We start from the raw sequence: 23,962 nt of genomic DNA, 5'->3' as shown, positions 1-23,962 counted from the left end.
TATGCCGCGTTTCGCCGCCAACCTGTCCATGCTGTTTACCGAACAGGACTTCCTTGCTCGCTTCAAAGCGGCCGCCGATGCTGGCTTCGAAGGTGTCGAGTACCTGTTCCCCTACGAATTCAGCTCCGCTGAAATCAAGGCGCAACTCGACGCCCATGACCTGACCCAAGTGCTGTTCAACCTGCCGGCCGGCGACTGGGCCAAGGGCGAACGCGGCCTGGCGTGCCACCCGGACCGGGTCGAGGAGTTCCGTGCGGGGGTCAAGCTGGCCATCGCCTATGCCGAGGTGCTGGGCAATACCCAGATCAACTGCCTGGCGGGCATTCGGCCACAAGGCGTGGATGATGAAACCCTGGAAAAAACCTTTGTCGCCAACCTCAAGTACGCCGCCGACAAGCTGCAAGCGGTGGGCATCAAGCTGGTGATGGAAGCGATCAACACCCGCGACATACCGGGTTTCTACCTGAACAACACGGCGCAGGCCCTGTCGATTCGCGAGCAAGTGGGCAGCGCCAACCTGTTCCTGCAATACGACATCTACCACATGCAAATCATGGAAGGCGACCTGGCCCGCACCATGGCCGCGTACCTGGGTGAGATCAACCACATCCAGCTGGCGGACAACCCTGGGCGCAATGAGCCGGGGACTGGGGAGATCAACTACCGCTTTGTGTTCGAACATTTGGACCGGATTGGGTACCAGGGGTGGGTTGGCTGTGAGTACAAGCCGTTGACCACCACCGAGGCGGGCTTGGGTTGGCTGAAGACCCACAACGCCATCTAACAGACACAAAACTAAACAATGTGGGAGCTGGCTTGCCTGCGATAGCGGCGTATCAGGCAATCAGTCTGTAACTGAACGATCGCCATCGCAGGCAAGCCAGCTCCCACAGTAGATCTTTGGTGCTTGGCAGACCGAGCTGGGCCTGCCTATCGAATAACAAGAGGATTTTCTCATGGCTAAAATCGGATTTATCGGCACCGGCATCATGGGCCAACCCATGGCCGCCAACCTGCAAAAAGCAGGTCACCAACTGTTCCTGTCCGAGCACCACGGCAAGGCTGCGCAAGCACTCGTCGACGCCGGCGCCGTGGCCCTGGCCAACCCGCAGCAAGTGGCGCAGGAAGCCGAGTTCATCATCGTGATGGTGCCCGATACCCCGCAGGTCGACGACGTGCTGTTCCGCGCCGACGGCGTGGCCGCAGGCCTGTCGCCCAACAAGGTGGTGATCGACATGAGTTCGATCTCTCCCACGGCGACCAAGGCTTTCGCGTCCAAGATCAACGCAACTGGCGCGCAGTACCTCGACGCGCCGGTGTCCGGTGGTGAAGTCGGCGCCAAAGCCGGCACCCTGAGCATCATGATCGGTGGCGAGCCACAGACCTTCGAACGCGCCTTGCCGTTGTTCCAGGCCATGGGCAAGAACATCACCCTGGTGGGTGGCAATGGCGATGGACAGACCGCCAAGGTCGCCAACCAGATCATCGTCGCGCTGAACATCCAGGCGGTGGCCGAAGCGCTGCTGTTCGCCGCCAAGAACGGCGCCGACCCGGCCAAAGTGCGTGAAGCGCTGATGGGTGGCTTTGCGTCATCGAAGATCCTTGAAGTGCATGGCGAACGCATGATCAAGGGCACCTTTGATCCGGGCTTCCGCATCAATCTGCACCAGAAGGACCTCAACCTGGCGCTGGCCGGTGCCAAGGAGTTGGGGATTAACCTGCCGAACACGGCTGGCACGCAGCAGGTGTTCAGTACCTGCGCTGCGATTGGCGGCGGTAACTGGGACCATTCGGCGCTGGTCAAGGGCCTGGAGCATATGGCGAATTTTTCGATTCGCGATAAATAACCCACATCGCTCCCACATTTGATCGCGTTCCAATGCTCGAATTTGCTGAAACTCTAATAACAAGAATCCCCCGGGAGCCCGCTTATGTCGGTCGATCCGCAACACCTGCTTCGCCAGCTGTTCGCCACAGCTATCGACGCCGCCCACCCCCGGCACGTCCTTGAACCCTACCTGCCCACCGACCGCAGCGGCCGTGTAATCGTGATCGGCGCCGGCAAGGCTGCCGCCGCCATGGCCCTCGTGGTCGAGAACTGCTGGCAGGGCGAAGTCACCGGCCTGGTGGTCACCCGCTACGGTCACGGCGCGCCGTGCAAGACCATCGAAGTGGTCGAAGCCGCCCACCCTGTGCCCGATGCGGCCGGTCTGGCGGTAGCCAAGCGCGTGCTTGAATTGATCAGCAACCTGTCCGAAGACGACCGCGTGATCTTCCTGCTGTCCGGCGGCGGCTCGGCGTTGCTGGCCCTGCCCGCCGAAGGCATCACCCTGGCCGACAAGCAGGCCATCAACAAAGCCCTGCTCAAATCCGGCGCGACCATTGGCGAGATGAACTGCGTGCGCAAGCACCTCTCGGCCATCAAGGGCGGCCGACTGGCGAAAGCGGCATGGCCCGCGACGGTCTACACCTACGCGATTTCCGATGTGCCGGGTGACCAGGCCACGGTGATCGCCTCCGGCCCCACGGTCGGTGACCCCAGCACGTCGCAGCAAGCCCTGGCAATCCTCAAGCGCTACAACATCGACGCCACGGCCTCGGTGCGCAGTTGGTTGCAGAACCCAGCCTCGGAAACCGTCAAGCCCGGTGACCCGGTACTCGCCCGCAGCCATTTCCAGTTGATCGCACGCCCGCAGCAATCACTCGAAGCGGTCGCGGTGAAAGTCCGCCAAGCCGGTTTCAGCCCGTTGATCCTCGGCGACCTCGAAGGCGAAGCGCGGGACGTGGCCAAGGTGCACGCCGGTATCGCCCGGCAGATCGTGCAGCACGGCCAGCCACTGGCAGCGCCGTGCGTGATCCTGTCCGGCGGCGAAACCACCGTCACCGTGCGCGGCAATGGCCGTGGCGGGCGCAACGCGGAATTCCTGTTGAGTCTTACCGACAACCTCAAAGGCCTGCCCGGTGTGTACGCCTTGGCGGGTGACACCGATGGCATTGACGGTTCTGAAGACAACGCCGGCGCCCTCATGACCCCGTGCAGCTATGCCCGCGCCGAAGCCCTCGGCCTGTCAGCCAGCGACGAGCTGGACAACAACAATGGCTACGGCTACTTCGCCGCCCTCGACGGTTTAATCATCACTGAGCCGACGCGCACCAACGTCAACGACTTGCGCGCCATCCTGATTCTTGAGACTGCCAACCATGACGCCTGACAAGAAGGTCAAAATCCTCGCCACCCTGGGCCCGGCCACCGACGGTATCGATGACATCCGCGAGCTGGTGGAAGCCGGGGTGAATATCTTCCGGCTCAATTTCAGCCACGGCGATCACGCCGACCACGCCCAGCGCTTCCAGTGGATTCGCCAAGTCGAACGCCAGTTGAATTACCCGCTGGGCATCCTCATGGACCTGCAAGGGCCGAAGCTGCGGGTCGGACGTTTTGCCGAGGGTAAGGTGCAACTAGTGCGCGGCCAGGCCTTGCGCCTGGACCTGGACCCGACGCCGGGTGATCAGTGCCGGGTCAACCTGCCCCACCCGGAAATCATCGCGGCGCTGGAACCGGGCATGGACCTGCTGCTGGACGACGGCAAGCTGCGTCTGCGGGTGATCACCAAACATACCGACGCCATCGACACCACGGTGCTCAATGGCGGCGAATTGTCTGATCGTAAAGGCGTCAACGTCCCACAAGCCTTGTTGGAGCTCAGCCCACTGACCGCCAAGGATCGGTGCGATTTGAGCTTCGGCCTGGAGCTGGGTGTGGACTGGGTGGCGCTGTCATTCGTGCAACGCCCGGAAGACATCCGCGAAGCCCGCGAGTTGATCGGCGACAAGGCCTTTCTGATGGCGAAGATCGAGAAGCCGTCCGCCGTGCAACGCCTGCGGGAGATCGCCGAACTCAGCGACGCGATCATGGTGGCCAGAGGCGACCTCGGCGTGGAGGTGCCGGCAGAAAGCGTGCCGCAGATCCAGAAAGACATCATCAGCACCTGCCGCCAACTGGGTAAACCGGTGGTGGTGGCCACACAGATGCTTGAATCCATGCGCTTCTCCCCGGCGCCGACCCGTGCCGAGGTAACGGACGTCGCCAATGCCGTAGCCGAAGGGGCGGACGCCGTAATGCTGTCGGCCGAAACCGCGTCCGGCGAGTACCCGCTGGAAGCCGTGCAGATGATGAGCAAGATCATCCGCCAAGTGGAAAACGGCCCGGACTACCAAACCCAACTGGATGTCAGCCGGCCCAAGGCGGATGCCACGGTGTCGGACGCCATCAGTTGCGCGATCCGCCGCATCAGCAGCATCCTGCCCGTGGCGGTGCTGGTGAACTACAGCGAGTCCGGCAGCTCCAGCTTGCGCGCGGCGCGGGAACGGCCGGTGGCGCCGATCCTCAACCTCACGCCGAACCTGTCCACGGCGCGGCGGTTGAGCGTGGCGTGGGGCGTGCATTCGGTGGTGAATGATCGGCTGCGCCAAGTGGATGAGGTGTGTTCCACGGCGCTGGAGATTGCCCAGGCGCAGGGCATGGCGCAGCGCGGAGATACCTTGGTGATTACGGCGGGGGTGCCGTTTGGGCAGCCGGGGTCGACGAACTCGTTGCGTATAGAGATGTTGATTTAGCGTCTGTAAGGGGGCAACTCGGTCTAACTGACTTAACCAAATGCACAACCAAACCTGCCCAGACTGGGCCGAAGCCCTGCTCAACGGTTTCAGCCAGATCTTCCTGCTGCGCCAGCCGCTGTGTGGCCTGCTGTGCCTGCTGGCCATCCTGATCGGCGCGCCGGCCTTGTTCGGCGGGGCGTTGCTGGGTGGTGTGGCGGGATTGCTCACGGCTCAGCGCCGCGGCTATCCCAAGGCTGAGCGCCAGGCCGGCCTTTATAGCTACAACGGCGTGTTGCTGGGCGTGTTGATCAGCCATGACCTCGCCTCGTCGGCCTTGTTGCCGCCGTTGATCCTGGCGTGCGGTGGCTTGAGTGCGATCCTGACCCGGCAATGGTTGAAGCGCGCCAGCCAGCCCGATGACTTGCCCGCATATACCGCGCCTTTTGTGGTACTGGGTTGGCTGCTACTGGGCACGGTCCAGGAGAGTACGTTTACCCTGAGCGAACCCGACACCTTGAACATCCTCACGGCACCTTTTATCGGGCTCGCCCAAATCGTGCTGCTGGACCAACCCATCGCCGGGGGCCTGATTGCGCTGGGCCTGTGGCTGGCCAACCGCCGCGCCGCCGTGTGGGCCTTGATTGGCGCCAGTGTCGGCGTGCTGATTGCGCTTTGGCTGGACGAACACGCCAACGCCCTCCTCGGCCTGCACAGCTACAACCCTGCGCTGGCAGCGCTGGCGCTGAGCCAAGTGCGCCGCCAACCCTGGCTGCCGCTGCTCGGCATCGTGCTGGCGATCCTCCTCACGCCGGGCTTTGCCGCCCTGCACCTGCCCGCATTGACCGCGCCCTTCATCCTTGCTTGCTGGCTGGTGCGCGCAGGCGGTCGCGTGCTGCGCAAACCCCGCATGGACAGCCCCTTCGAATCACCCTAGGCTTGCCCAATATCAGTTTCAGGCGGGATTTATGGACAGCAACAACGAATGGCGCGAGCGGCTCTACGTCATAATTTTTCAAAGTGACACCAAGGCCGGGCGGCTTTTTGACGGCATTCTGCTGCTGGTCATACTCGCCAGCCTGGTGATCGTGATGCTCGACAGCATCGACCAGATCCACCAGAACTACGCTGACGTGCTGGCCTATATCGAGTGGGGGTTTACCCTCATCTTCCTGATCGAGTACGGGCTGCGGCTGTATTGCTCGCCCAAACCCTTGCGCTATGCCTTCAGCTTTTATGGGCTGGTGGACCTGCTGGCCATCGTGCCCGGCATCCTCGCGCTGTATTACAGCGACGCGCAGTACCTGCTGATCATCCGCATCATCCGGATGCTGCGGATTTTCCGCGTGTTCAAGCTCAGCCCGTACCTCAAGCAGGCCAATTACTTGATGGCGGCGCTGCGCGGCAGCAAGCAGAAGATCGTGGTGTTCCTGGTGAGCGTGTGCACGCTGGTCACGGTATTCGGCACCTTGATGTATGTGATCGAAGGTCCGGAACACGGCTTTACCAGCATCCCCAAGGGTATCTACTGGGCCATCGTGACGCTGACCACCGTGGGCTTTGGCGATATCGTGCCGACGACGCCGCTGGGCCAGGTGATTTCGTCGCTGGTGATGATCACCGGTTATTCGATCATCGCCGTGCCCACGGGTATTTTCACCGCCGAACTGGCGAGTGCCATGCGCGGCGAACAGCTGCAGACCGACTGCCCGGTGTGCAAGAAAGACAGCCATGAGCCCAACGCCGCGTTCTGCTCGCGGTGTGGGAGTCATCTTTTTCGTAAAGTGGAATAAGCAAAGTGCGTTTTAATCTTTAAACGTCTATGCGACGCCAGCTATAGTCACTGGCAAAATGCCCTCACGCACACAGCAACCTTCTCGAACAACAAGGAATGAGCAGTGAAAAAACTCGTTAGCGCCTCTCTTCTGGCCGCCGGCCTTGTCCTGGCGGGCGCCGCACAGGCTGCCCCGGTCACACTGCTCAATGTCTCCTACGACGTGATGCGCGATTTCTACAAGGACTACAACGCCGCCTTTCAGAAACATTGGGAAGCCGAGCACCCAAACGACAAGCTGACCCTGCAGATGTCCTTCGGCGGTTCCAGCAAACAAGCGCGCTCGGTCATCGACGGCCTGCCGGCTGACGTAATCACCATGAACATGGCCACCGACATCAACGCACTGGCAGACAACGGCAAATGGGTGCCGGACAACTGGGTCACCCGCCTGCCGAACAACAGCGCACCGTTCACCTCCGCCACTGTATTCATCGTGCGCAAAGGCAACCCAAAAGCCCTGAAAGACTGGCCGGACCTGCTCAAGGACGGCGTGCAAGTGATCGTGCCCAACCCGAAAACCTCGGGTAACGGCCGCTACACCTATCTGTCGGCCTGGGGTTATGTGCTGAAAAACGGCGGTGATGAAGAGAAGGCCAAGGCCTTCGTCGGCAAACTGTTCAAACAGGCGCCTGTGCTGGACACCGGGGGCCGTGCTGCTACCACGACCTTCATGACCAACCAGATCGGCGACGTGCTGGTGACCTTCGAGAACGAAGCTGAAATGATCGCCCGTGAATTCGGCCGTGATCAGTTCGAAGTGATCTACCCAAGCGTCTCTGCCGAAGCTGAGCCGCCGGTGTCGGTGGTCGACAAGGTGGTCGAGAAGAAAGGCACCCGCGTGGCGGCCGAAGACTACTTGAAGTACCTGTGGTCGCCGGAAGGCCAGGAAATCGCGGCGAACAACTACCTGCGCCCACGTGATCCGAAAGTGCTGGCCAAATACACCGACCGCTTCCCGACAGTTGACTTCCTGTCGGTGGAGAAGACCTTTGGTGACTGGCGCACCGTGCAGAAGACTCACTTTAATGATGGTGGGGTGTTTGACCAGATATATTCCGGTCAATAAGCCCTGGTTCAAGAGCCCCTGATTTCAGGGGCTTTTGCTTTATGCAGGGATACACCACACACCCTCACTGCCTGTACCCTTCCTGGGAAACGGCGCATCGACTTCAAACCCAGCCCCCTTCAACCGCAGTCGCCCGGCCGGACCATTTGGGAACTCACTCGCGGTGATGGGCACCACCACAAAGCCACTCTTCTCACCGCAGGCCTCGCTGACGGCCAGTGCTACCGTGGCACGATCAAACGTGACACGACCTTTTGATGGTGAGAACTGTGCCGAGAAATCCACGAGCATCTCGTCGGGTGCCTCTTCAACCTGATAGCTGCCGCTCATGCTGATAGACCCGGCCACAGCGCTCATGGGGACCATGAGGCGTACCGTGTCGGGGTGCTTCAACTGTGCAATGACAGGATCAATGACCTGCGCCAGGTGCCGATTGCGCTCGCTGATCTCCTCGGCGATCCGTCGATTCAGCGCTGCATCCGGCACATCGACGCTCTGCCTCACGTTCGCCAGCAAACGTTGGACGGGAGTTTGCCCCTCGATGATTGACTGCCACCCATTGGCGTCCAGACGGTCCAGGATATAAATGGCCAATGCGCCCAACGCGTAGCTTTCGCCATCCAGAGACAAGGCTGCAGCGCTCGGGAAGCGTGCCATCACGCCTTGCGCCCAGGCCTCAGGCTCATCTGCAGCAACACTCGCAAAAGTCCGAGCAAGCCCTTCTATGTATTCGGCGGTGCCTTCGAGAATGTCGTAGTAGCGAATTTCCTGAGCCTCCAGGGCAAACTCGGTCTGCCAACGGTCATGCCAATAGCGCGCCTTGCCCAACGCCTGGGGATCACCTTGCAGCGACGCATGTAAGGCGTTGATCACGTGTTGCCGGTACTGCCTGGGCTGGGCCTGAAGAGGATAGCGCCCGGCGCGCGAGCCCGAAATCAATTGCCAACCGGCCTGACCAAAGAAATGAAAGGCTTCATGGGTTGCCAGTGCAAACAATGCTGGTACTGCGCCGGGGTTGTTGAGTATGTTGCGCGCTTCAACCTCCGGCAAGGTTTGACCCAGGCCCATATAGACGGTGGGTTGCCCTTCCCACAGCAGTTCCTTGAAGGATTTGTAATCCGACGAAAAACCAAGCGCGTGTACAGGTCCCGCCGCAATCGCCCGATAACCGTTTGCATCGATCAACCAGGCCGAAACGCCGTCGTACACCAGAATCTGCGCTTGGGCATAAAATCCGGTCTGGCCTTTCAGGCGCTCCATTGTCGCCAGCCTCGGCCAGGCGGATGCGGTAGCCGCGGCCATCCGCTCGACGTAAACCGTGTGAGTGATCGTTTCGAGCTGTTTTTCAGCGGCGACTGTGATGACCGGTATGAGCAGGCAAAGCATCAACATCTGGATAATCCGCATAGTGAGGTTCCTGTCTTGATTCAGCCTGCGAGCGTGCATGCGTCGAATCTACGACAGGCAGCCCCTGCGGCCTTGCCAGACAAGTCCTGTAACTGCGTCGGAACCAGCCTATATGAAAAAGCCAACTACATAGGGGGTGTTACGCCATCTTTGCCGGCCGAGATGGCCTGGGCAGTGACCGTCCCATCCGCCCCCTGCGCCGCGAACAACACCACCTTCACCCCCGCCTTGAGCAAGCTGCGATCGCCGGCTTCCAGGTTGACGATCGGCACCCCCTCCGGCACCACGATCTTCTTCTCGCCGCCTTTGTACTTCACGGTCAGGGTACGGCCGTTGCTGACCACCAAGTCGCCAACGGTGCCGTTGGTCATGCTGCTGCCTTCTTTCAAATCAAACGCGCGGTGCCCGTCGCCCGTACCGGCCATGGCCGGTGGGAACACATGCACTTCAAGCGCAGTCAACGTGCCATCAGCATTGGGCATGGCCGCCGAACCGATGTAACTGCCAGGCTTGATCTCGTCGATCCTGGCCAGGGTGACTGCGCGTACTTGAGTGGCCTGTGTCAAATGCACCGTGACGTCTTCGCCGCTATTGACCTTGACGTGCATCGTATCGCCGTCTATGGCGGTGATGGCGCCGCGCACGCCCACGCGCGGGGCCTCGGCAGCCTGGGCCAGCCCTACGGCCATAGCGGCGGCCAGCGTGGAAGCCAGGAGCATCTTGTTCAACGTGATCTTCATCGCAATGGATTTCCTGTTTCGGCGGTTGTTTCTGAATGTATCATTCCCCTTCGCACAGAAAGTTAACGATTCACTCATCATTACCGAGCATGAGTGTTATCACTGCCACCAGCCTACCCAGGCTACGGTGTTGTCTTTAGGCTCGCTCCACTTCCTTCGCTGTTATGAGAACACCATGAACGCTACTTCCCACGCTACAAGCACCATGACCCGGAGCATGGTGATGCTGTTTGCGTTTTGCTGCGGCGCCATCGTCGCCAACATCTACTACGCGCAACCGATCATCGAACTGATCGCGCCGGACATCGGCCTCACGCCTGCCATGGCCAGCCTGATCGTATCGCTGACGCAAATCGGCTACGCCCTTGGCTTGTTTTTCCTGGTGCCCCTGGGCGACCTGCTGGAAAACCGCAAGCTGATGATCGCCACTACCGTGCTCGCTATCGCCAGCCTGCTGGGGGCAGCGTACACCGAACAACCCAACCTGTTTTTGCTGGTGTCGCTGCTGATCGGCTTCAGTTCGGTGTCGGTGCAGATCCTGATCCCGCTGGCCGCGCACCTGGCGCCCGCCGAGTCCCGTGGCCGTGTAGTCGGCAGCATCATGGGTGGCCTGTTGCTGGGTATCCTGCTGGCCCGACCGGTGTCCAGCGTGGTCGCGGATCACTTTGGCTGGCGCGCAATGTTCATGGCGGCGGCCGCGTTGATGGCATTTATCAGCGTGGTGCTGATGCTGACCATTCCTAAACGTCAGCCGGATCACTCCGCCAGCTATGGCCAATTGCTGGGTTCTTTGGGCACCTTGCTGCGTCAGCAACCGGTACTGCGCCAACGGGCGTTCTACCAGGGCTGCATGTTCGCCACCTTCAGCCTGTTCTGGACCGCCGCCCCACTGGAGCTGGCACGCAACCACGGCCTGAGCCAAAGTGAAATCGCGCTGTTTGCCTTGGTCGGTGCCCTGGGTGCCATCGCCGCGCCTATCGCAGGTCGCCTGGCCGACGCCGGCCATACCCACCGTGCTTCGTTGCTGGCCATGCTATTGGCCGCGCTGAGCTTCCTGCCAGCCTTCGTACATCCGTTGTACAGCGTCATCGGCCTGGCCGTGACCGGCGTGGTCCTGGACTTCTGCGTGCAGATGAACATGGTGCTTGGCCAACGCGCCATCTACGCCCTCGACGCCAACAGCCGCAGCCGACTGAACGCGCTGTACATGACCAGCATCTTCATCGGCGGCGCCTTCGGCTCGGCGATTGCCAGCAGCGTGTATGAACACGGCGGCTGGCTGGGCGTGATGCTGGTGGGCAGCGCGTTTCCGCTGCTGGCGCTGTTGCGGTTCCTCAGCGCTTCGCGTCAGGCCATGGCCGCCACCGCTTGAGTGACGGGTTCAAGGCTGGTTTTTCCCCGCGGATGCCTGGCCGGACGGCGACGTTATCAGGCTTAATCAACTGCGAGAAAAACGCTAACAGGGTGATGGCAAACATTTGGATCAAGCCGGCGGCGCCTTCCAGTGTCTTATCCTGCAACGGGGCGGGTGCAGGGGCAGGCGTAGGCATAGGCATAGGCATAGGCATAGGCATAGGCTGGACTTTAGGTGTCTCGCCGCCCCCCTGCACGTCGGCTGACTTGATCTCCCCTTTGCTCTTGACTACCAGGTCCGCGTTGCCCGTGCCTTTCAGGTCAATAGCCAGGCTTGAGAGGCCCGTACTGGGGTCATGCTTGAGCATCGCCTCACCCGCTCGCCCGGTGAAACGGTCAGTAAAAACCAGGGCCCCCACACCCGCGTCCTTTATGGCGCCCGAAACGTCGATCTTATCGGTGCCGCTGGTGAAGTCCTCGATCATGTCAGGGTCGGATGGCGTGGAGTCGCCGGCCTTGTCGTAGACAAAGGTGTCTGCGCCGGCACCGCCTCTCAGGGTGTCGCCCTTCCCACCCCCCTTGAGCCGATTACCGGCTTCATTCCCCGATATCGTGTCCCGGGCAGAGCCGCCAATCGCGTGTTCAATCGTGCAGCCCTTGGCAATGGACACACTGCCCTTCAACCCGCCTACGTCAGAAAACGATTCGGCATTCAGGTTGATGTTCTGGTCCTGAGAAAACCCGGAGAAATCCAGCGTGTCGACACCACCACCGTCCCAGACACAGAACACGGGTTTGTCCGTGGCCTTATTGAGACTCATCGCCTCCCGCTCGGTATTGGAATTGAAGCCATAGGTGGTGTCGGTGTTACGGGTTTGGTGGTTGGCCCCGTACAAGCGTTGCGCCGCCGCGATATCGTCCATCATCGGCGCAGAGGGGTTCTGCCCCTTGAAGTCGTGCCCCTTCTGATTCTTCTCCGACCAATAACTCATCACCGTGCGCGCCTTTGTGTCCTCGGCGTAGACCGCGCCGTTCTGGTAATTGGAGCCACCACCGTTGTAGTTCCCCGGATGGTGCAGGCCGATGGCGTGGCCCACCTCATGGATCGCAGTGACGGAAAAGTGACTGCCCAATGCCGGTGACCCGCTCTCTCTAAGCGTGCCGATCGTGGCAGATGTGTTGGAAGTGGAGCGACCGGGAAATGTGGCAACCCCGCGATCACCGCGAGGGTTATTGCGGATATTGAGCGTGCCGTCCGAGTTGCCTGACTGCTCGCGAAAATTGATATTGGCTACGTCCTGCCAGGACTGCACCGCCTGGCGGACGCGTTGCTGCTGTGGTTTAGTGAAACTGTTGTCCACCGTGTAATTCACGTCGACCTTCGAGTCGCCATTACGGTCATGAAATCGCAGGTTGTCCCGTGTGATGTGTTTGGCTGCCTGGTCCGTGGCGTAAGACGGCTTGTTACCAGCCCTCGCACCAAACGGGCCGAGGTCCGATACTGGTAGGTTGTGAAGAGGAATAACACTACGCAGGTCATAATTGTTCATTGTGCGGCGCCTTTGGTTTTAATAAATAGGGCCGGCCAACGGATCGTCGGCCAACCACTCCAGAGGTAAATTCGCACGTTGAAAAATCTGATACCAACGCAGATTTGGTTCTAATCGCAACACTTGCGCGCCTCGAAATACGGGGCGAAACAACCAAGAATTCATTTGCAAATTAAACACTCAACAACACAAATGCCCGGGCGATATCGAGTTGTTTTTGCAAGAGAAAAACAAAATCTAAACAAGCAATGCTTGCTCAAGTACGCCGTTTTTCCAGCGCTCAGGACACATCCATTAACCCTTCCGCAGGACCGCACCAGCTTCTCAAGCGCAGCATCTGCCAGGAAGGAAGAACGACTCTTGACCTTATGCTCACGCACATACCGGTCGATGCGCTGGATGACATAACCTGGCAAAGTCACATTGACCTTCTCGGTCTTGCCCAGATAGGGCGAGATGTCCAACTCCAGCATCCCCAACCCATTCCCGCGTAGTCGTCGTGCGCGTGATAGTTGGCCACCGACGTTGGCATCGGTATCGGCCCGCCCTCTGCGGCGATCTCCTGCAACAGGATGTGGGCGACTTCCACAGCGGCGTTGTAGGCCTCTTCAAAACTGTCCCCGGCGGTGACTGCGCCCGAGATATCGGGGATCTGGATACCGGTGGCGGTAAAGTCATCGCCCCATTCGATACAGATTGGTTACTGCATGAATATTCTCCTTAAAACTCAAACAGGCCGGCGCGTTTCCTGATGCTTCTGAAGGTGCCCAGCGGCAGGTCCTTCTTGGGAGGCCTCGGTGGCGACTGCCTGACGCGCCTGACTACCTGTCAAAGCCCGTCTGCCAGAAATGGCGGACGGCTTTAATGAGGCATCAGTCCCTGGAAATCGACCGAGTATTGAATCAGTGCGCTTCGTTGCAATAACATCAAGTACGCTCGGATAACTGCCGATCATACTTTCGGTTCAACTTCATACCTACAATATCTCCACCCCGTATTACGTGAGGGCTATTGACAATAAAATCACTGCATTTATCTCCATCCAAGTCAACGTCCACCCAGTACCGGCCATCACAGTTTGATTTCATGATGACCGTCTCACCAGCTCTCCCTGTAAACTTATCTACCTGCGTCAGCGAAACACCCGACTTTTCAACCACCTTGGTTAAATCAATTTTATCCTTGCCACTTGTGAAGTTCTTTAAGCGATTGATTTTTTGACAGTTCGATTTAGAAGTAGAATCATACGTGAACGTCTTGCCACCCCTATCGTCTTTTGTTTTGTCATCTCTTCTCGTTCTTGGCGGATCTGGCTTTGGCTTTGGATCAGGTTCTGGAACTGTCGTCAAATCGGGTTCATGCTGAATTGAAGTGGATGGCTCGGGGTTGACCATCAGGTCCTTGTAGTGAATTTTTCCATTACTTTTCACCAGAAAATCGGACTTGCCATTACCTGTCAGATCAAGAGCCAGGCTTCCCTGACCAGTGCTGGCATTGTGGCTTAATACTGCCTCGCCAGCCTGGCCACTGAATTGGTCAACAATCCACAGAATCTTCACAGCAGCACGCCTCAATGGTTTGGATATGTCGATTCTGTCAGTGCCACTGACAAAATCCAGAATCCAATCAGAGGACTCAGCCGTGGAATCTGCCACGCTGTCATAGGCAAAGATATCCGCCCCGCCGCCGCCCTCAAGCTTGTCCGCTCCGGCCCCACCCTTGAGGCGATTGCCTACCTGATTTCCGATCAATGTGTCATTACCAGAGCCACCAACAGCGTTTTCCAGCCTCACACCTTTTGCGATGGAGACGTTGTTCTTCATGCCTCCCACATCCGAAAACGATTCGGCATTCAGATTGATTTTCTGTTGCTGGTGAAAAGCGGAAAAGTCCAGGGTATCAACCCCGCCAGCGTCCCATACACAGAAAACAGGTTTGTCTTTAGCGCTGTTGAGGCTGTAGAAGTCTCGACCGGCATTGGAATTGAAGCCGTAGGTAGTGTTGTTTTTTCGAGTGTTGGTATTCGCACCGTACAATTTTTGTACCGCAGCAATATCATGCATCATGGGGGCCGAGATTTTTTTCCCTTTGTAAGGATGATCGCCAAAAGAAGCATCGTGGTAGCTCATGGCGGTATAAGCGGTTGAGTCCTCCCGATAACGCGGTCCCGCTCCGTGAGGATGCTCCAGACCGATAGCATGACCAATTTCATGGACAACCACACTGTCAAACACGGTCCCATGTTCCAGCTTTCCATCAGCTCCGCCAGTACCAACGTTGACCGTGCCGCTCCTCATGTACTCATTGGGCAGGCTCGCGACGCCGCCGGCGTATCCAGGTATGGCTGAGATATGGAGGGAACCATCAAGCCCCTTGGTATTTTCTACAAAGTTCACGTTGGTCACCTCTGCCCAAGAGTGAATGTCCTCCCGGATTCGTCGCTTCTGATCAGGGGTGAACTTTGGATCCAAGGTATAGGAAAGGTCTACTTTCTTGTCTTTATTTCGATCCCTCCATATATAACCGCCACGTGTAAGATGTTTCGCCGCTTTATCCGTCGCATAGGAAGGTTTGTTAGCGCCTGGATTAATAGCGTGAAATTCTAAAGCGCTGGCATTGTACGGAACGGTGGAAATACTTGGCGTCTTCATGGGCAGCTCTCTAGCTTTTATAAGGCCTGACATAATTACTTATACTACGCACCTGAATTACGACTGAGTAAGCAGTGCATGCCAGAGCAAAATCGCACACAAAAAAACACCAAACAAGCACTGGTTTCATACCAATTGAAACGCTGAAAGTACGGCCTAAAAAAAACTAACAACCCCTCACACTAAACCATAAAGCTCGACTATATTTTCGTTTTATGAACGCACTAACTTCTCCAACGCCGCATCCGCCAGAAATGACGAGCGGCTTTTAACCTTGTGCTCACGCACATAACGATCGATGCGTTGAATGACGTATCCGGGCAAGGTCACATTGACCTTCTCGGTCTTGCCCAGATAGGGCGAGATGTCCAACTCCAACATCCCCCAGCCCATTCCCGCGTAGTCGTCGTGCGCGTGATAGTTGGCCACCGACGTTGGCATCGGTATCGGCCCGCCCTCTGCGGCGATCTCCTGCAACAGGATGTGGGCGACTTCCACAGCGGCGTTGTAGGCCTCTTCAAAACGGTCCCCGGCGGTGAATGCACCTGGAATATCGGGGATCTGGATACCGGTGGCGGTGAAGTCATCGTTCCATTCGATACAGATTGGGTATTGCATGAATGCTCTCCTTAAAACTGAAACAAGCCTGCGCGTTTCCTGATGCTTGTGACGGTGCCCAGCGGCAGGTCCTTTTTCGGATGAGGTACTGGAATCGTGTACGGGTTATAGCGATGGGTAAAAATAGGATGACTGCCCGTGACCCGATCCAACACCCAACCTGCCTCTTGCAGTTCCTTGATCAATAACCTGCTTTGCACCTCAGCCTCCTTGGCTTGGCCCGAATAAAAATAACCCTAGAGTTATCTTTACTCAAGCACAAAATACGTAAGGCTGACTGGCGGTTTTTTTGCGGGATGTTGAAAGCCAGCTTTACGAGCTAACCGGCGCGGCGTTGAACCTGGGGATACGGCCATTGAGGGACGGCCAGTAGCCTTGCTGGCAAGCGTGCTCGAGCACGGCCGGCTGACGACGCAGCAATTGCACAATGGCCTGCGCGGCAATAGTCAGCGCGAGCGTCTGGCCTGGGCACTGGTGGCGCCCCAAGCCAAAACTGAACAGCCGTCGCTGCGGGCGTTCAAGCACAAAGCTATCGGGCTGCGAATGTGCATCGCTGTCGCGGTTGGCGGACGCCAACAGGACTAAAACAGTGTCCCCCGCCTCCAGTACCCAACGGCCAATCGTGCAGCGCCGTGCCACGAATCGCCGCGTGTTCTGCACGGGCGAGTCGAAGCGCGCCACTTCTTGCACCAGTGCGATCGCCAGTGTGGGCTCACGCTTAACCCGTTCAACCAAGTCAGGTCGTCGCGCAAGTAACACCAGCGAATTACCAATCAGGCCAGCGGTTGCTTCACAGGTCTGCGACAACAACCCAATCAGGTTGGCAGACATCACCTCGGCGTCTTTCCAATCGCCCGCGCGGATAGATGACAACAACACCGTTTGCTCAAGCACCCCGCTGAACATCTGCCTCAGCTGTGATGCCCCGGCATCGGCGTTGCGCAGTTGGGCTTCGTTGCTCAACGGCGACAGGCAGGCCACGAAGTCCCGCGTCAGGCCGGCAACGATCTGCAACTGCTCATCAGGCAAGCCCAGCAGACGTGCAACCACCGATACCGGCAAGGTGAACATCCACGCATCCAGATTGTTCACGCCGGCACTGAGCTGCTCCACGTCGAGGGCTATACGTTGCGCATCCAAAGCGGCCAACGCAGGCTCCATCACCGCTCTTGGGCAGCGATGGGCCACGCCTTCATTCATGCGCATCAGCCGAGCAAATACCTGGCCCGCCACTCGTTGTGCAATCGCGGCCGGAACCGGCTCATGCAGCGGGCGTACGCAGCAGTCAGGATGCGCCAAAACGGCCTCGACCGTCTTCGCGCAACTGGCTATCCACAGCCCGAGGTCGGCATCGAACAGCAGGCCGGCATTGCGCCGCAAGCGAGCGTAGTAATCATAAGGGTCAGCATGGGTCGCAGCTTGCAGCGGTGTCATTCGGCAGGTCCTGTTCTAAAAGAACCGGTACTATCAGCCACGCCGCACAGTAACGATTCGCTCAGGAACGAAATATGAACGGCCACGACCCTGACGCCGCCCTCTCGCAAATCGCCGGCGCGATTGCAGAACCTGCGCGTACGAAAATGCTTTGCGCGTTGATGGACGGCCATGCGCGCACCAGCACCGAAATGGCGGTGATCGCTGAAGTGAGTACCTCCACCGCCAGCGCCCACTTGGCCAGGCTCAAGGACCAGGGCCTGATCATGTTGCACACCCAGGGGCGCCACCGTTACTACAGCCTGACAGGCCCGCACATCGCCCAGGCCATCGAAGGGTTGATGGTCATCAGCCGCCACAGTGCCAACGCCTTTGTGCCGAACACCCCCACCCGCTTGCAGTTCGCGCGTACCTGTTACGACCACATGGCCGGCACGCTGGCGGTGCAGCTGCATGACCATTTCATCGCAGCGGGCTGGCTGATTGGCGAGGGTACTTACCAGCTCAGCCTGACAGGTGAAAAAGCCATGATCGACCTCGGGGTGGATGTCGCCGCACTGCGTTCACAGCGCCGGCGTTTTGCCTGTGCCTGCCTGGACTGGAGCATGCGCCGTCCGCATTTGGCGGGAGCATTGGGTGCGGCATTGCTGCAAAGCGTGATCCGCCGGGAATGGGTGACACAGGACCTGGATACCCGGGCACTCGGCTTGACGCCCAAGGGACGAAAGGCACTGGCTAGCCGATTCGGAATAGAAACCTGAATGTAGTGAGCGGGCTGTCGGGTCACTACCAGCGATGTATCAGCAACATCTTCGCTGGCAAGCCAGCTCGGTCATGCGCATGCCGAATGGCCATGATCCAGGCAGCACAGCAAGCGCTCGACCGTATGCTCCAACGGGCCGGAGTTATCCAGCACGAACAACCCTGGGCCATTGCCGGCAATCAGTTCGGCAGTGAGTTGCGCATTGCGCGCCAGGCGCGCTTCGATATCTGCCAGAGCTTCACGCCCCCGCGCGACCAACCGCTGGCGCAATATGGCTTGATCAACCGTCAGCAGCAACACCAGCAAGGTGGGATAGCGCTCACGGGTTTGCGCCAAGTGAGCACGGGAGCCGTTGACCAGTACGTCTTCGCCTGCGGCCAGCCAGTCGTCGATTTCCCTGGGAATGCCATAGCACAACCCATTCGCCTGCCAACTCAACGCAAACGCGCCCGCCGTTTCCAGCGCTGCAAATTGCGCCGGGCTAACACCTTGCGCGGCCTCGCCCACCGCTTCCGCCGAACGGGTGATGACGCGGCGCACGATGCGGCAACCGCGCTCGACCAAACGCGGTCGTGCGGCATCCAACAGGCTGTCCTTGCCCGAACCCGATGGTCCGATGAGATAGATCAACCTGCCTGCCATCAACACACCCTCTTTGCTGGTCGCCGGTCCCAGGTCAGTGGGCCGGCGGGGCCACATTACCCGAGTGCGACCCGTTCGCCATCTGGTATTTCGTTGTTATGACAGTAGCGCACTAGATGGAAGCGCTGAGCCATCGTTAGGACCTGCCCTACACAGATTTCGGGTTGTGTCCGATCAACCTCGCCGCTTCTCTTCGCCGGGCGCTGCAAAATCAGCGAACGGGTGTGGTAGCGAGATGGAGGTGCTCATTCATAGGAGCTTCGTCATGAAAAAAGTCACGCCTAACCCCGCGCCATCCACTTCGGATGCCCCCCAAAAAAAACACGCCACCAACGTAATCTTCATCGTCCGCCCCGGCCTCAGCACCGAAGCTGCCCTGAGCAATGCCAGCGAGCTGCTTGAATCGGCGACTGTCTGTGCGTACGACTGCGCCGAGCATTTGGATGGCTCGGGCCGTAAACAGGTGTTGGCGGTGGTGCAGATGATCGAGATCGCGCAGTTGTTGGTGGATGAGGCGCTGAATCGGGAGTGTCCCGTGGCCTGACGGCCTGAAATGATTGTTCCCATGCTCTGCGTGGGAATGCCGCCTGGGATGCTCTGCGTCCCTAAATTGGCGTAGGGCTTGAGCCTTGCACGAGGTGACGCAGAGCGTCACGGGATGCGCTACCACGCGGAGCGTGGGAACGATCAAAAAAAGGCGACCCGAAGGTCGCCTGTTGTCATTGCGCGTAGTGCTTGCTCAACCCCGGCGGCACGCCCTGCACGTCGGTCTCTTCCCACGGCCCGTTCGGGCTGATGGAGCGGCTCCAGCCGTTGCTCCAGCGGTAATACGTGCGCTGGCGGTAGAAGGTGTCGGGCTGCTCTTCCAGCACATACACCTGCATCTTGCCGTCCCAGTGGCTGGCGGCGCCTGGAGGGGGTGCGAAGGTTGGCGATTGGGTTGGCACTGGCTTCGGCGGCGGGGTCACCGGACCGGAAGGTTTGGTGCCTGGCTGGGTAGACGGGCCCGACGATGGGATGGTCGGGCCGGTAGGCGCAGGAGGTGGCCGGTGGACCGCGCAAGCGCTCAGGCCCAATACCAGGCTGAGCAGGGTGATGCGTGCGAGTGCGGTCATAGGCGTTTCCTCAAGTTTACTTATCCGGACTGTCGATGGTCAGCTGCTGCAGCGCAGTGGTGCTGCTGGCCAGGGGTTGGCTGCGGCCGATCCACTCGCCAGCGGTCGGAAGACCTGCCCGGGATATGCGCGCAACCAGTTGGACTTCAGGGAAGTTCGACAGTTTCAACTGCGGCATCATCGCGTCGGCATCGCCCAGTTCGACGGTGATCGGCAGTTCGGCGACGGTGACGCGCTTGGCTGCCAACGGTGCCGGCGGACCTTTCACGGCGCGGGCGAAGATGAATACGCTGTCGGTTGGCAGCGCCTTGGCCTTCACCTCGGCGGACACGTCCACCCGGACTTTCATCACGGATTTTTGAGGGGCGACGGTGCCGCCGCTCTCTTTCAGCTTCTCGGCCGCACGGTCAATGCCGCCTTGCAGCGCCGCACGGGAATTGTCTCCCGGCGGCAGTTGCGCCAGCAGACGGTTCCAGTAATCGATCGCTTCCTGATAACGCTGGCCTTCAAACGCCGCGATACCCAGCAGGCCAAGGCTGGTGACTTCCTTCGGGTCAAGCTTCAACGCTTCGTCAGTTAGCGCCTGGACCTTTGGCGACCACTGTTTATTGTCGGCAAAGTACTGGGCCTGAGCCCACTGCCCGAGCAGTTCCGGCTGGCGCCCGGCCAATGCCACGGTGCGTTCGAAGACTTTCGCGGCATCGGCGGAACGCTCCTGAGCCATGTAGGCGCGACCGAGGAAATACAGGCCTTGCGCCGAATCAGGCTGCGCGGCCGCGGCGCGCTCCAGGCGCTGGGTCATGTCTTCCATGGACACCGGCGGCTGGGAGAATTCGCGGGTCAGCTCGACCTTGTCGCTCGCGCCATAATGCAGGTACAGCGCAACGCCCAGGACAGGCACCAAAAAGGCCGCCAGAAATGGCAGAGGTTTGCCCAAACGCGATTCGCGAGGTTTTTCCACGCCTTCGGTGTCAGCCAACAATTCGCGAGCAGCCTCGGCACGGCCGCTGTCGAGTTGCGCGGCATTCAGCACGCCTTCGTCCTGCTGCACTTGCAGCTCGGCGACGCGTTCCTGATACAGCGCCACGTTCAGCGCGGTGCGGTCCTCTTCACGCTGGGCACGGCGGCCACGCAACACAGGGATCAACAGGAAACTCAGGGCAATCAGTAGCAGCAAGCCGGCTGCGAGCCAGAAATCAATCATCAGTCTTGGTGTCCAGCAAGTGGTCGAGACGTTTACGCTCTTCAGGGGACAGCGCGTCGGAACCATCGGTAGGCGCGGCGCGGCGGCGGCGCACGATCACGGCCATCACCACCACGCCGGCCAGCAACAGCCCGGCGGGGCCGAACCAGAGCAACGCGGTCTTGCCGGTAAGGGCCGGTTTGTAGCGCACGAAATCACCGTAGCGGTCGACCATGAAGTCGATGATCTGCTGGTCGTCCTTGCCCTCCCCCAGCATGCGGAAGATCTCTCTGCGCAGGTCGGTGGCGATGGGCGCGTTGGAATCGGCGATGTCCTGGTTCTGGCATTTGGGGCAGCGCAGTTCCTTGGTGAGGTCGCGGAAACGCTCACGCTCGGCGTCGTTGGCGAATTCGTAGGTGTCGATGGCGGCGTGGGCCACGCCAGCCAATCCCAGCGCCAGAACAGCGGCGGCTAACAAGCGCTTCATGGCTTGGCCTCATCGACCAGCGCCTGGTACTTGGCGGCCAATTGTTCGCGCCAGACCACCTCATCGATCACACCCACGTATTTGTCGCGGATCACGCCCTTGGCATCGATGAAGAAGGTTTCCGGGGCACCGTACACGCCAAGGTTCAGGCCGAGGTTGCCGTCTTCATCACGGATATCCAACTGGTACGGGTTGTGGAACTCGGCCAGCCACTTCAAGGCCGCTGCGTTGTCGTCCTTGTAGTTGATGCCGTAGATCACCACGCCCTTCTCGGCCAGAGTGTTCAGCACCGGGTGTTCGACGCGGCACGAGATGCACCAGGTGCCCCACACGTTGACCAATGCCGGTTTGCCCAGCAGGTCGGCCTGGGTCAGGGTCTTGTCGCCCTGCACCGTCCGCAGGCTGAACGCGGGGAACGGTTTGCCGATCATTGCCGAGGGCAACTCGGCCGGGTCCAGGTACAAGCCACGGTAAAGGAACACCGCCACCACCAAAAACAAAGCCAGCGGCACAACCATCAACCAACGCTTCATACCGCCGCTCCTTGCAGGCCGAGCGCTTCACGCACCCGGCTCTTGACCTTGACCCGATAACGCCGGTCCAGCGCGGCGAGCAAACCACCGAAACCGGTGAGCAAACCGCCGAACCAGATCCAGCGCACGAACGGTTTCACATGCACGCGCACCGCCCAGGCACCCTCGCCCAGCGGTTCACCCAGTGCCACATAGAGGTCGCGGGTGAAACCGGCGTCGATCCCGGCTTCGGTCATCATCGAACTCTGCACGGTGTACAGGCGTTTTTCCGGGTGCAGCACGGCGATTTCCTTGCCGTTGCGGACGACGCGCACGGTGCCTTTGTCTGACGTGAAGTTCGGGCCTTCAAAGTGCTTGGCGCCTTCGAAGATGAAGTGGTAACCGGCCAGGTCCATCGACTCACCGGGCGCCAGGCGCAGGTCGCGCTCGGCGCTGTTCTGGCTGGAAAGCACCACGCCCAGGGCGCAGACGGCGATACCGATGTGGGCGATCTGCATGCCCCAGTAGCTGCGGGTCAGCGTCGGCAAGCCTTTGAGCAGGCCCTTGTGGCGGGTCTTGTCGAAGATGTCGCGCACGCCGGCCAGCAATACCCAGGCAGCGAGCAGGAAGGTCGCGAGCACTGCCCAGTTGAAGTCGCCATAAGCGAAGCCGGCGATCACCGCCAAGGCCACGCTGCCGAGCAACACTGGCATCAGCATGCCGGCCAGCCATTTCACCGGTGTGTCTTTCCAGCGCACCAGCATGCCTACCGCCATCACCACCATCAACAGGCCCATCAAAGGGATGAACAGCGCGTTGAAGTACGGCGGGCCGACCGACAGTTTGGCGCCACTGAGGGCATCCAGCACCAGCGGATACAGAGTGCCGAGCAGGATCATCGACGCGGCCACCACCAGCACCAGGTTATTACCCAGCAGCAGCGTTTCCCGCGACCACAGGTTGAAGCCGACCTGGCTCTTGACCACCGGGGCGCGCAGGGCGAACAGCGTGAGTGAGCCGCCCACCACAAACAGTAGGAAGATCAGGATGAACACGCCGCGCTCCGGGTCGGACGCAAACGCGTGCACCGACGTCAGCACGCCCGAACGCACAAGGAATGTGCCGAGCAGGCTGAGGGAAAACGCCGCGATGGCCAGCAACACGGTCCAGCTCTTGAACACGCCACGCTTTTCGGTAACGGCCAGCGAGTGAATCAATGCCGTGCCGACCAGCCATGGCATGAAGGAGGCGTTTTCCACCGGGTCCCAGAACCACCAGCCGCCCCAGCCAAGTTCGTAGTAAGCCCACCACGAACCGAGGGTGATGCCGATGCCGAGAAACGCCCAGGCGACGATGGTCCACGGCCGCGACCAGCGCGCCCAGGCTGCATCGAGACGCCCGCCCAGCAAGGCGGCGATGGCGAAGGCGAAGGCCACGGAGAAACCCACGTAACCCATGTAAAGCATTGGCGGGTGCACGATCAGGCCGATGTCTTGCAGCAGCGGGTTGAGGTCATGCCCGTCCACCGGGATCTGCGGCAAGATGCGCGTGAAGGGGTTGGAGGTCATGATCAGGAACAGCAGGAAACCGATGCTGATCATGCCCATCACCGCCAGCACCCGCGCCAGCATCACTTGCGGCAGTTGGCGCGAGAACACCGACACGGCGAAGGTCCAGCCGCCGAGGATCAACGCCCACAGCAGCAACGAACCTTCGTGGGCGCCCCACACGGCGCTGAATTTGTAGTACCACGGCAGCGCGCTGTTGGAGTTATTGGCGACATAGGCGACGGAAAAGTCGTCGGTCATGAAGGCGTAGGTCAGGCAGCCAAACGCGAACAGCAGGAACGCGAACTGGCCCCAGGCGGCCGGCTGCGCCAGGCTCATCCACAGGCGGTCACCGCGCCAGGCGCCAAGCAATGGCACCACCGCCTGGACGATGGCAAAGCACAGGGCGAGGATCATCGCCAACTGACCCAGTTCCGGAATAAACAGTGCGGACGTCATGG

Annotated in this window: 23 protein-coding genes and 1 pseudogene; 10 read left to right on the top strand and 14 right to left on the bottom strand. The window is 59.8% G+C overall.

Translation table 11 applies throughout. The features are described 5' to 3' along the window. The first annotated feature begins 1 nt into the window (after window position 1). The 7 genes from hyi to AACY52_RS04775 all read left to right on the top strand — a co-directional run bounded on the left by hyi (window position 2) and on the right by AACY52_RS04775 (window position 7,499). Window positions 2-784, top strand: coding sequence for a hydroxypyruvate isomerase (gene hyi / locus AACY52_RS04805; RefSeq protein ID WP_339438597.1), 783 nt, complete (start codon window positions 2-4; stop codon window positions 782-784). 172 nt (window positions 785-956) lie between these two features. Continuing rightward, window positions 957-1,847: a 2-hydroxy-3-oxopropionate reductase gene (locus AACY52_RS04800; protein ID WP_339414695.1), complete on the top strand. Its 891-nt coding sequence runs from the start codon at window positions 957-959 to the stop codon at window positions 1,845-1,847. A gap of 84 nt (window positions 1,848-1,931) precedes the next feature. Beyond that, complete coding sequence (locus AACY52_RS04795; RefSeq protein WP_339436673.1) at window positions 1,932-3,212, top strand: glycerate kinase; 1,281 nt, start codon at window positions 1,932-1,934, stop codon at window positions 3,210-3,212. Continuing rightward, window positions 3,202-4,617: a pyruvate kinase gene (pyk, locus tag AACY52_RS04790; protein WP_339414697.1), complete on the top strand. Its 1,416-nt coding sequence runs from the start codon at window positions 3,202-3,204 to the stop codon at window positions 4,615-4,617. The genes AACY52_RS04795 and pyk overlap by 11 nt, the downstream gene beginning before the upstream one ends. 40 nt (window positions 4,618-4,657) lie before the next feature. Further along, on the top strand, window positions 4,658-5,533 hold the full coding sequence (locus tag AACY52_RS04785) for an urea transporter (protein ID WP_339414698.1): 876 nt from the start codon (window positions 4,658-4,660) through the stop codon (window positions 5,531-5,533). A 31-nt stretch (window positions 5,534-5,564) separates the two neighbouring features. Then, complete coding sequence (locus AACY52_RS04780) at window positions 5,565-6,389, top strand: ion transporter (protein ID WP_339414699.1); 825 nt, start codon at window positions 5,565-5,567, stop codon at window positions 6,387-6,389. 105 nt (window positions 6,390-6,494) lie between these two features. Further along, a complete protein-coding gene (locus AACY52_RS04775; protein WP_339414700.1) occupies window positions 6,495-7,499 on the top strand; it encodes a sulfate ABC transporter substrate-binding protein in 1,005 nt (334 codons plus the stop codon). Window positions 7,500-7,538: 39 nt separating this feature from the next. On the opposite strand, the gene AACY52_RS04770 is transcribed toward AACY52_RS04775, so the two are convergent. After that, window positions 7,539-8,906 carry a hypothetical protein gene (locus AACY52_RS04770; RefSeq protein WP_339427791.1) on the bottom strand — a complete coding sequence of 456 codons (1,368 nt, stop codon included), beginning with the start codon at window positions 8,904-8,906 and terminating at the stop codon, window positions 7,539-7,541. A 125-nt stretch (window positions 8,907-9,031) separates the two neighbouring features. After that, window positions 9,032-9,646, bottom strand: a complete 615-nt coding sequence (locus AACY52_RS04765; RefSeq protein WP_339436670.1) for a DUF5666 domain-containing protein — start codon at window positions 9,644-9,646, stop codon at window positions 9,032-9,034. Between the two features lie 175 nt (window positions 9,647-9,821). On the opposite strand from AACY52_RS04765, the gene AACY52_RS04760 reads away from it, so the two are divergent. Beyond that, window positions 9,822-11,018, top strand: a complete 1,197-nt coding sequence (locus tag AACY52_RS04760) for an MFS transporter (protein WP_339414703.1) — start codon at window positions 9,822-9,824, stop codon at window positions 11,016-11,018. Here AACY52_RS04760 and AACY52_RS04755 read toward each other — a convergent pair. The 6 genes and pseudogenes from AACY52_RS04755 to AACY52_RS04730 form a co-directional block, all read right to left on the bottom strand. Next, entirely contained in the window at window positions 10,981-12,549 is a 1,569-nt protein-coding gene (locus AACY52_RS04755; RefSeq protein WP_339560315.1) for a M57 family metalloprotease, read from the bottom strand. The two genes, AACY52_RS04760 and AACY52_RS04755, sit on opposite strands and share 38 nt — an antisense overlap. A 161-nt stretch (window positions 12,550-12,710) precedes the next feature. Then, window positions 12,711-13,192 (bottom strand): annotated as a pseudogene (locus tag AACY52_RS04750) (type II toxin-antitoxin system HicB family antitoxin). 283 nt (window positions 13,193-13,475) lie between these two features. Next, window positions 13,476-15,200, bottom strand: a complete 1,725-nt coding sequence (locus AACY52_RS04745) for a M10 family metallopeptidase C-terminal domain-containing protein (protein ID WP_339560314.1) — start codon at window positions 15,198-15,200, stop codon at window positions 13,476-13,478. Window positions 15,201-15,413: 213 nt separating this feature from the next. After that, window positions 15,414-15,818 carry a type II toxin-antitoxin system HicB family antitoxin gene (locus tag AACY52_RS04740; RefSeq protein WP_339560313.1) on the bottom strand — a complete coding sequence of 135 codons (405 nt, stop codon included), beginning with the start codon at window positions 15,816-15,818 and terminating at the stop codon, window positions 15,414-15,416. A gap of 11 nt (window positions 15,819-15,829) precedes the next feature. Beyond that, a complete protein-coding gene (locus tag AACY52_RS04735) occupies window positions 15,830-16,018 on the bottom strand; it encodes a type II toxin-antitoxin system HicA family toxin (RefSeq protein WP_339414707.1) in 189 nt (62 codons plus the stop codon). A 112-nt stretch (window positions 16,019-16,130) separates the two neighbouring features. Then, window positions 16,131-17,252, bottom strand: a complete 1,122-nt coding sequence (locus tag AACY52_RS04730) for a cytochrome P450 (RefSeq protein ID WP_339560312.1) — start codon at window positions 17,250-17,252, stop codon at window positions 16,131-16,133. Between the two features lie 74 nt (window positions 17,253-17,326). Here AACY52_RS04730 and AACY52_RS04725 point away from each other — a divergent pair, with 74 nt between their 5' ends. Next, entirely contained in the window at window positions 17,327-18,013 is a 687-nt protein-coding gene (locus AACY52_RS04725; protein ID WP_339414709.1) for a metalloregulator ArsR/SmtB family transcription factor, read from the top strand. Window positions 18,014-18,084: 71 nt separating this feature from the next. On the opposite strand, the gene phnN is transcribed toward AACY52_RS04725, so the two are convergent. Further along, a complete protein-coding gene (phnN, locus tag AACY52_RS04720; RefSeq protein ID WP_339414710.1) occupies window positions 18,085-18,657 on the bottom strand; it encodes a phosphonate metabolism protein/1,5-bisphosphokinase (PRPP-forming) PhnN in 573 nt (190 codons plus the stop codon). A 265-nt stretch (window positions 18,658-18,922) separates the two neighbouring features. On the opposite strand from phnN, the gene AACY52_RS04715 reads away from it, so the two are divergent. After that, window positions 18,923-19,201 (top strand): DUF6124 family protein, encoded by a 279-nt coding sequence (locus AACY52_RS04715; protein WP_339414711.1) that lies wholly within the window; start codon window positions 18,923-18,925, stop codon window positions 19,199-19,201. Between the two features lie 175 nt (window positions 19,202-19,376). On the opposite strand, the gene AACY52_RS04710 is transcribed toward AACY52_RS04715, so the two are convergent. From AACY52_RS04710 to AACY52_RS04690, 5 genes are read right to left on the bottom strand one after another with little or no spacing between them, the layout of a single operon-like run. After that, window positions 19,377-19,772 carry a hypothetical protein gene (locus AACY52_RS04710; RefSeq protein WP_339414712.1) on the bottom strand — a complete coding sequence of 132 codons (396 nt, stop codon included), beginning with the start codon at window positions 19,770-19,772 and terminating at the stop codon, window positions 19,377-19,379. Between the two features lie 16 nt (window positions 19,773-19,788). After that, window positions 19,789-20,976: a c-type cytochrome biogenesis protein CcmI gene (ccmI, locus tag AACY52_RS04705; protein ID WP_339414713.1), complete on the bottom strand. Its 1,188-nt coding sequence runs from the start codon at window positions 20,974-20,976 to the stop codon at window positions 19,789-19,791. Next, window positions 20,969-21,442: a cytochrome c-type biogenesis protein gene (locus tag AACY52_RS04700; RefSeq protein ID WP_339414714.1), complete on the bottom strand. Its 474-nt coding sequence runs from the start codon at window positions 21,440-21,442 to the stop codon at window positions 20,969-20,971. Before AACY52_RS04700 ends, ccmI begins: the two co-directional genes overlap by 8 nt. Further along, complete coding sequence (locus tag AACY52_RS04695; protein WP_339560311.1) at window positions 21,439-21,975, bottom strand: DsbE family thiol:disulfide interchange protein; 537 nt, start codon at window positions 21,973-21,975, stop codon at window positions 21,439-21,441. Before AACY52_RS04695 ends, AACY52_RS04700 begins: the two co-directional genes overlap by 4 nt. Next, window positions 21,972-23,960, bottom strand: a complete 1,989-nt coding sequence (locus AACY52_RS04690) for a heme lyase CcmF/NrfE family subunit (protein ID WP_339436665.1) — start codon at window positions 23,958-23,960, stop codon at window positions 21,972-21,974. The genes AACY52_RS04695 and AACY52_RS04690 overlap by 4 nt, the downstream gene beginning before the upstream one ends. Window positions 23,961-23,962: the final 2 nt, after the last annotated feature.

The organism is Pseudomonas sp. EA_65y_Pfl1_P113 (assembly GCF_963970525.1).
GTDB lineage: Bacteria > Pseudomonadota > Gammaproteobacteria > Pseudomonadales > Pseudomonadaceae > Aquipseudomonas > Aquipseudomonas tritici.
This window is presented reverse-complemented; position numbering and strand designations above follow the sequence as displayed.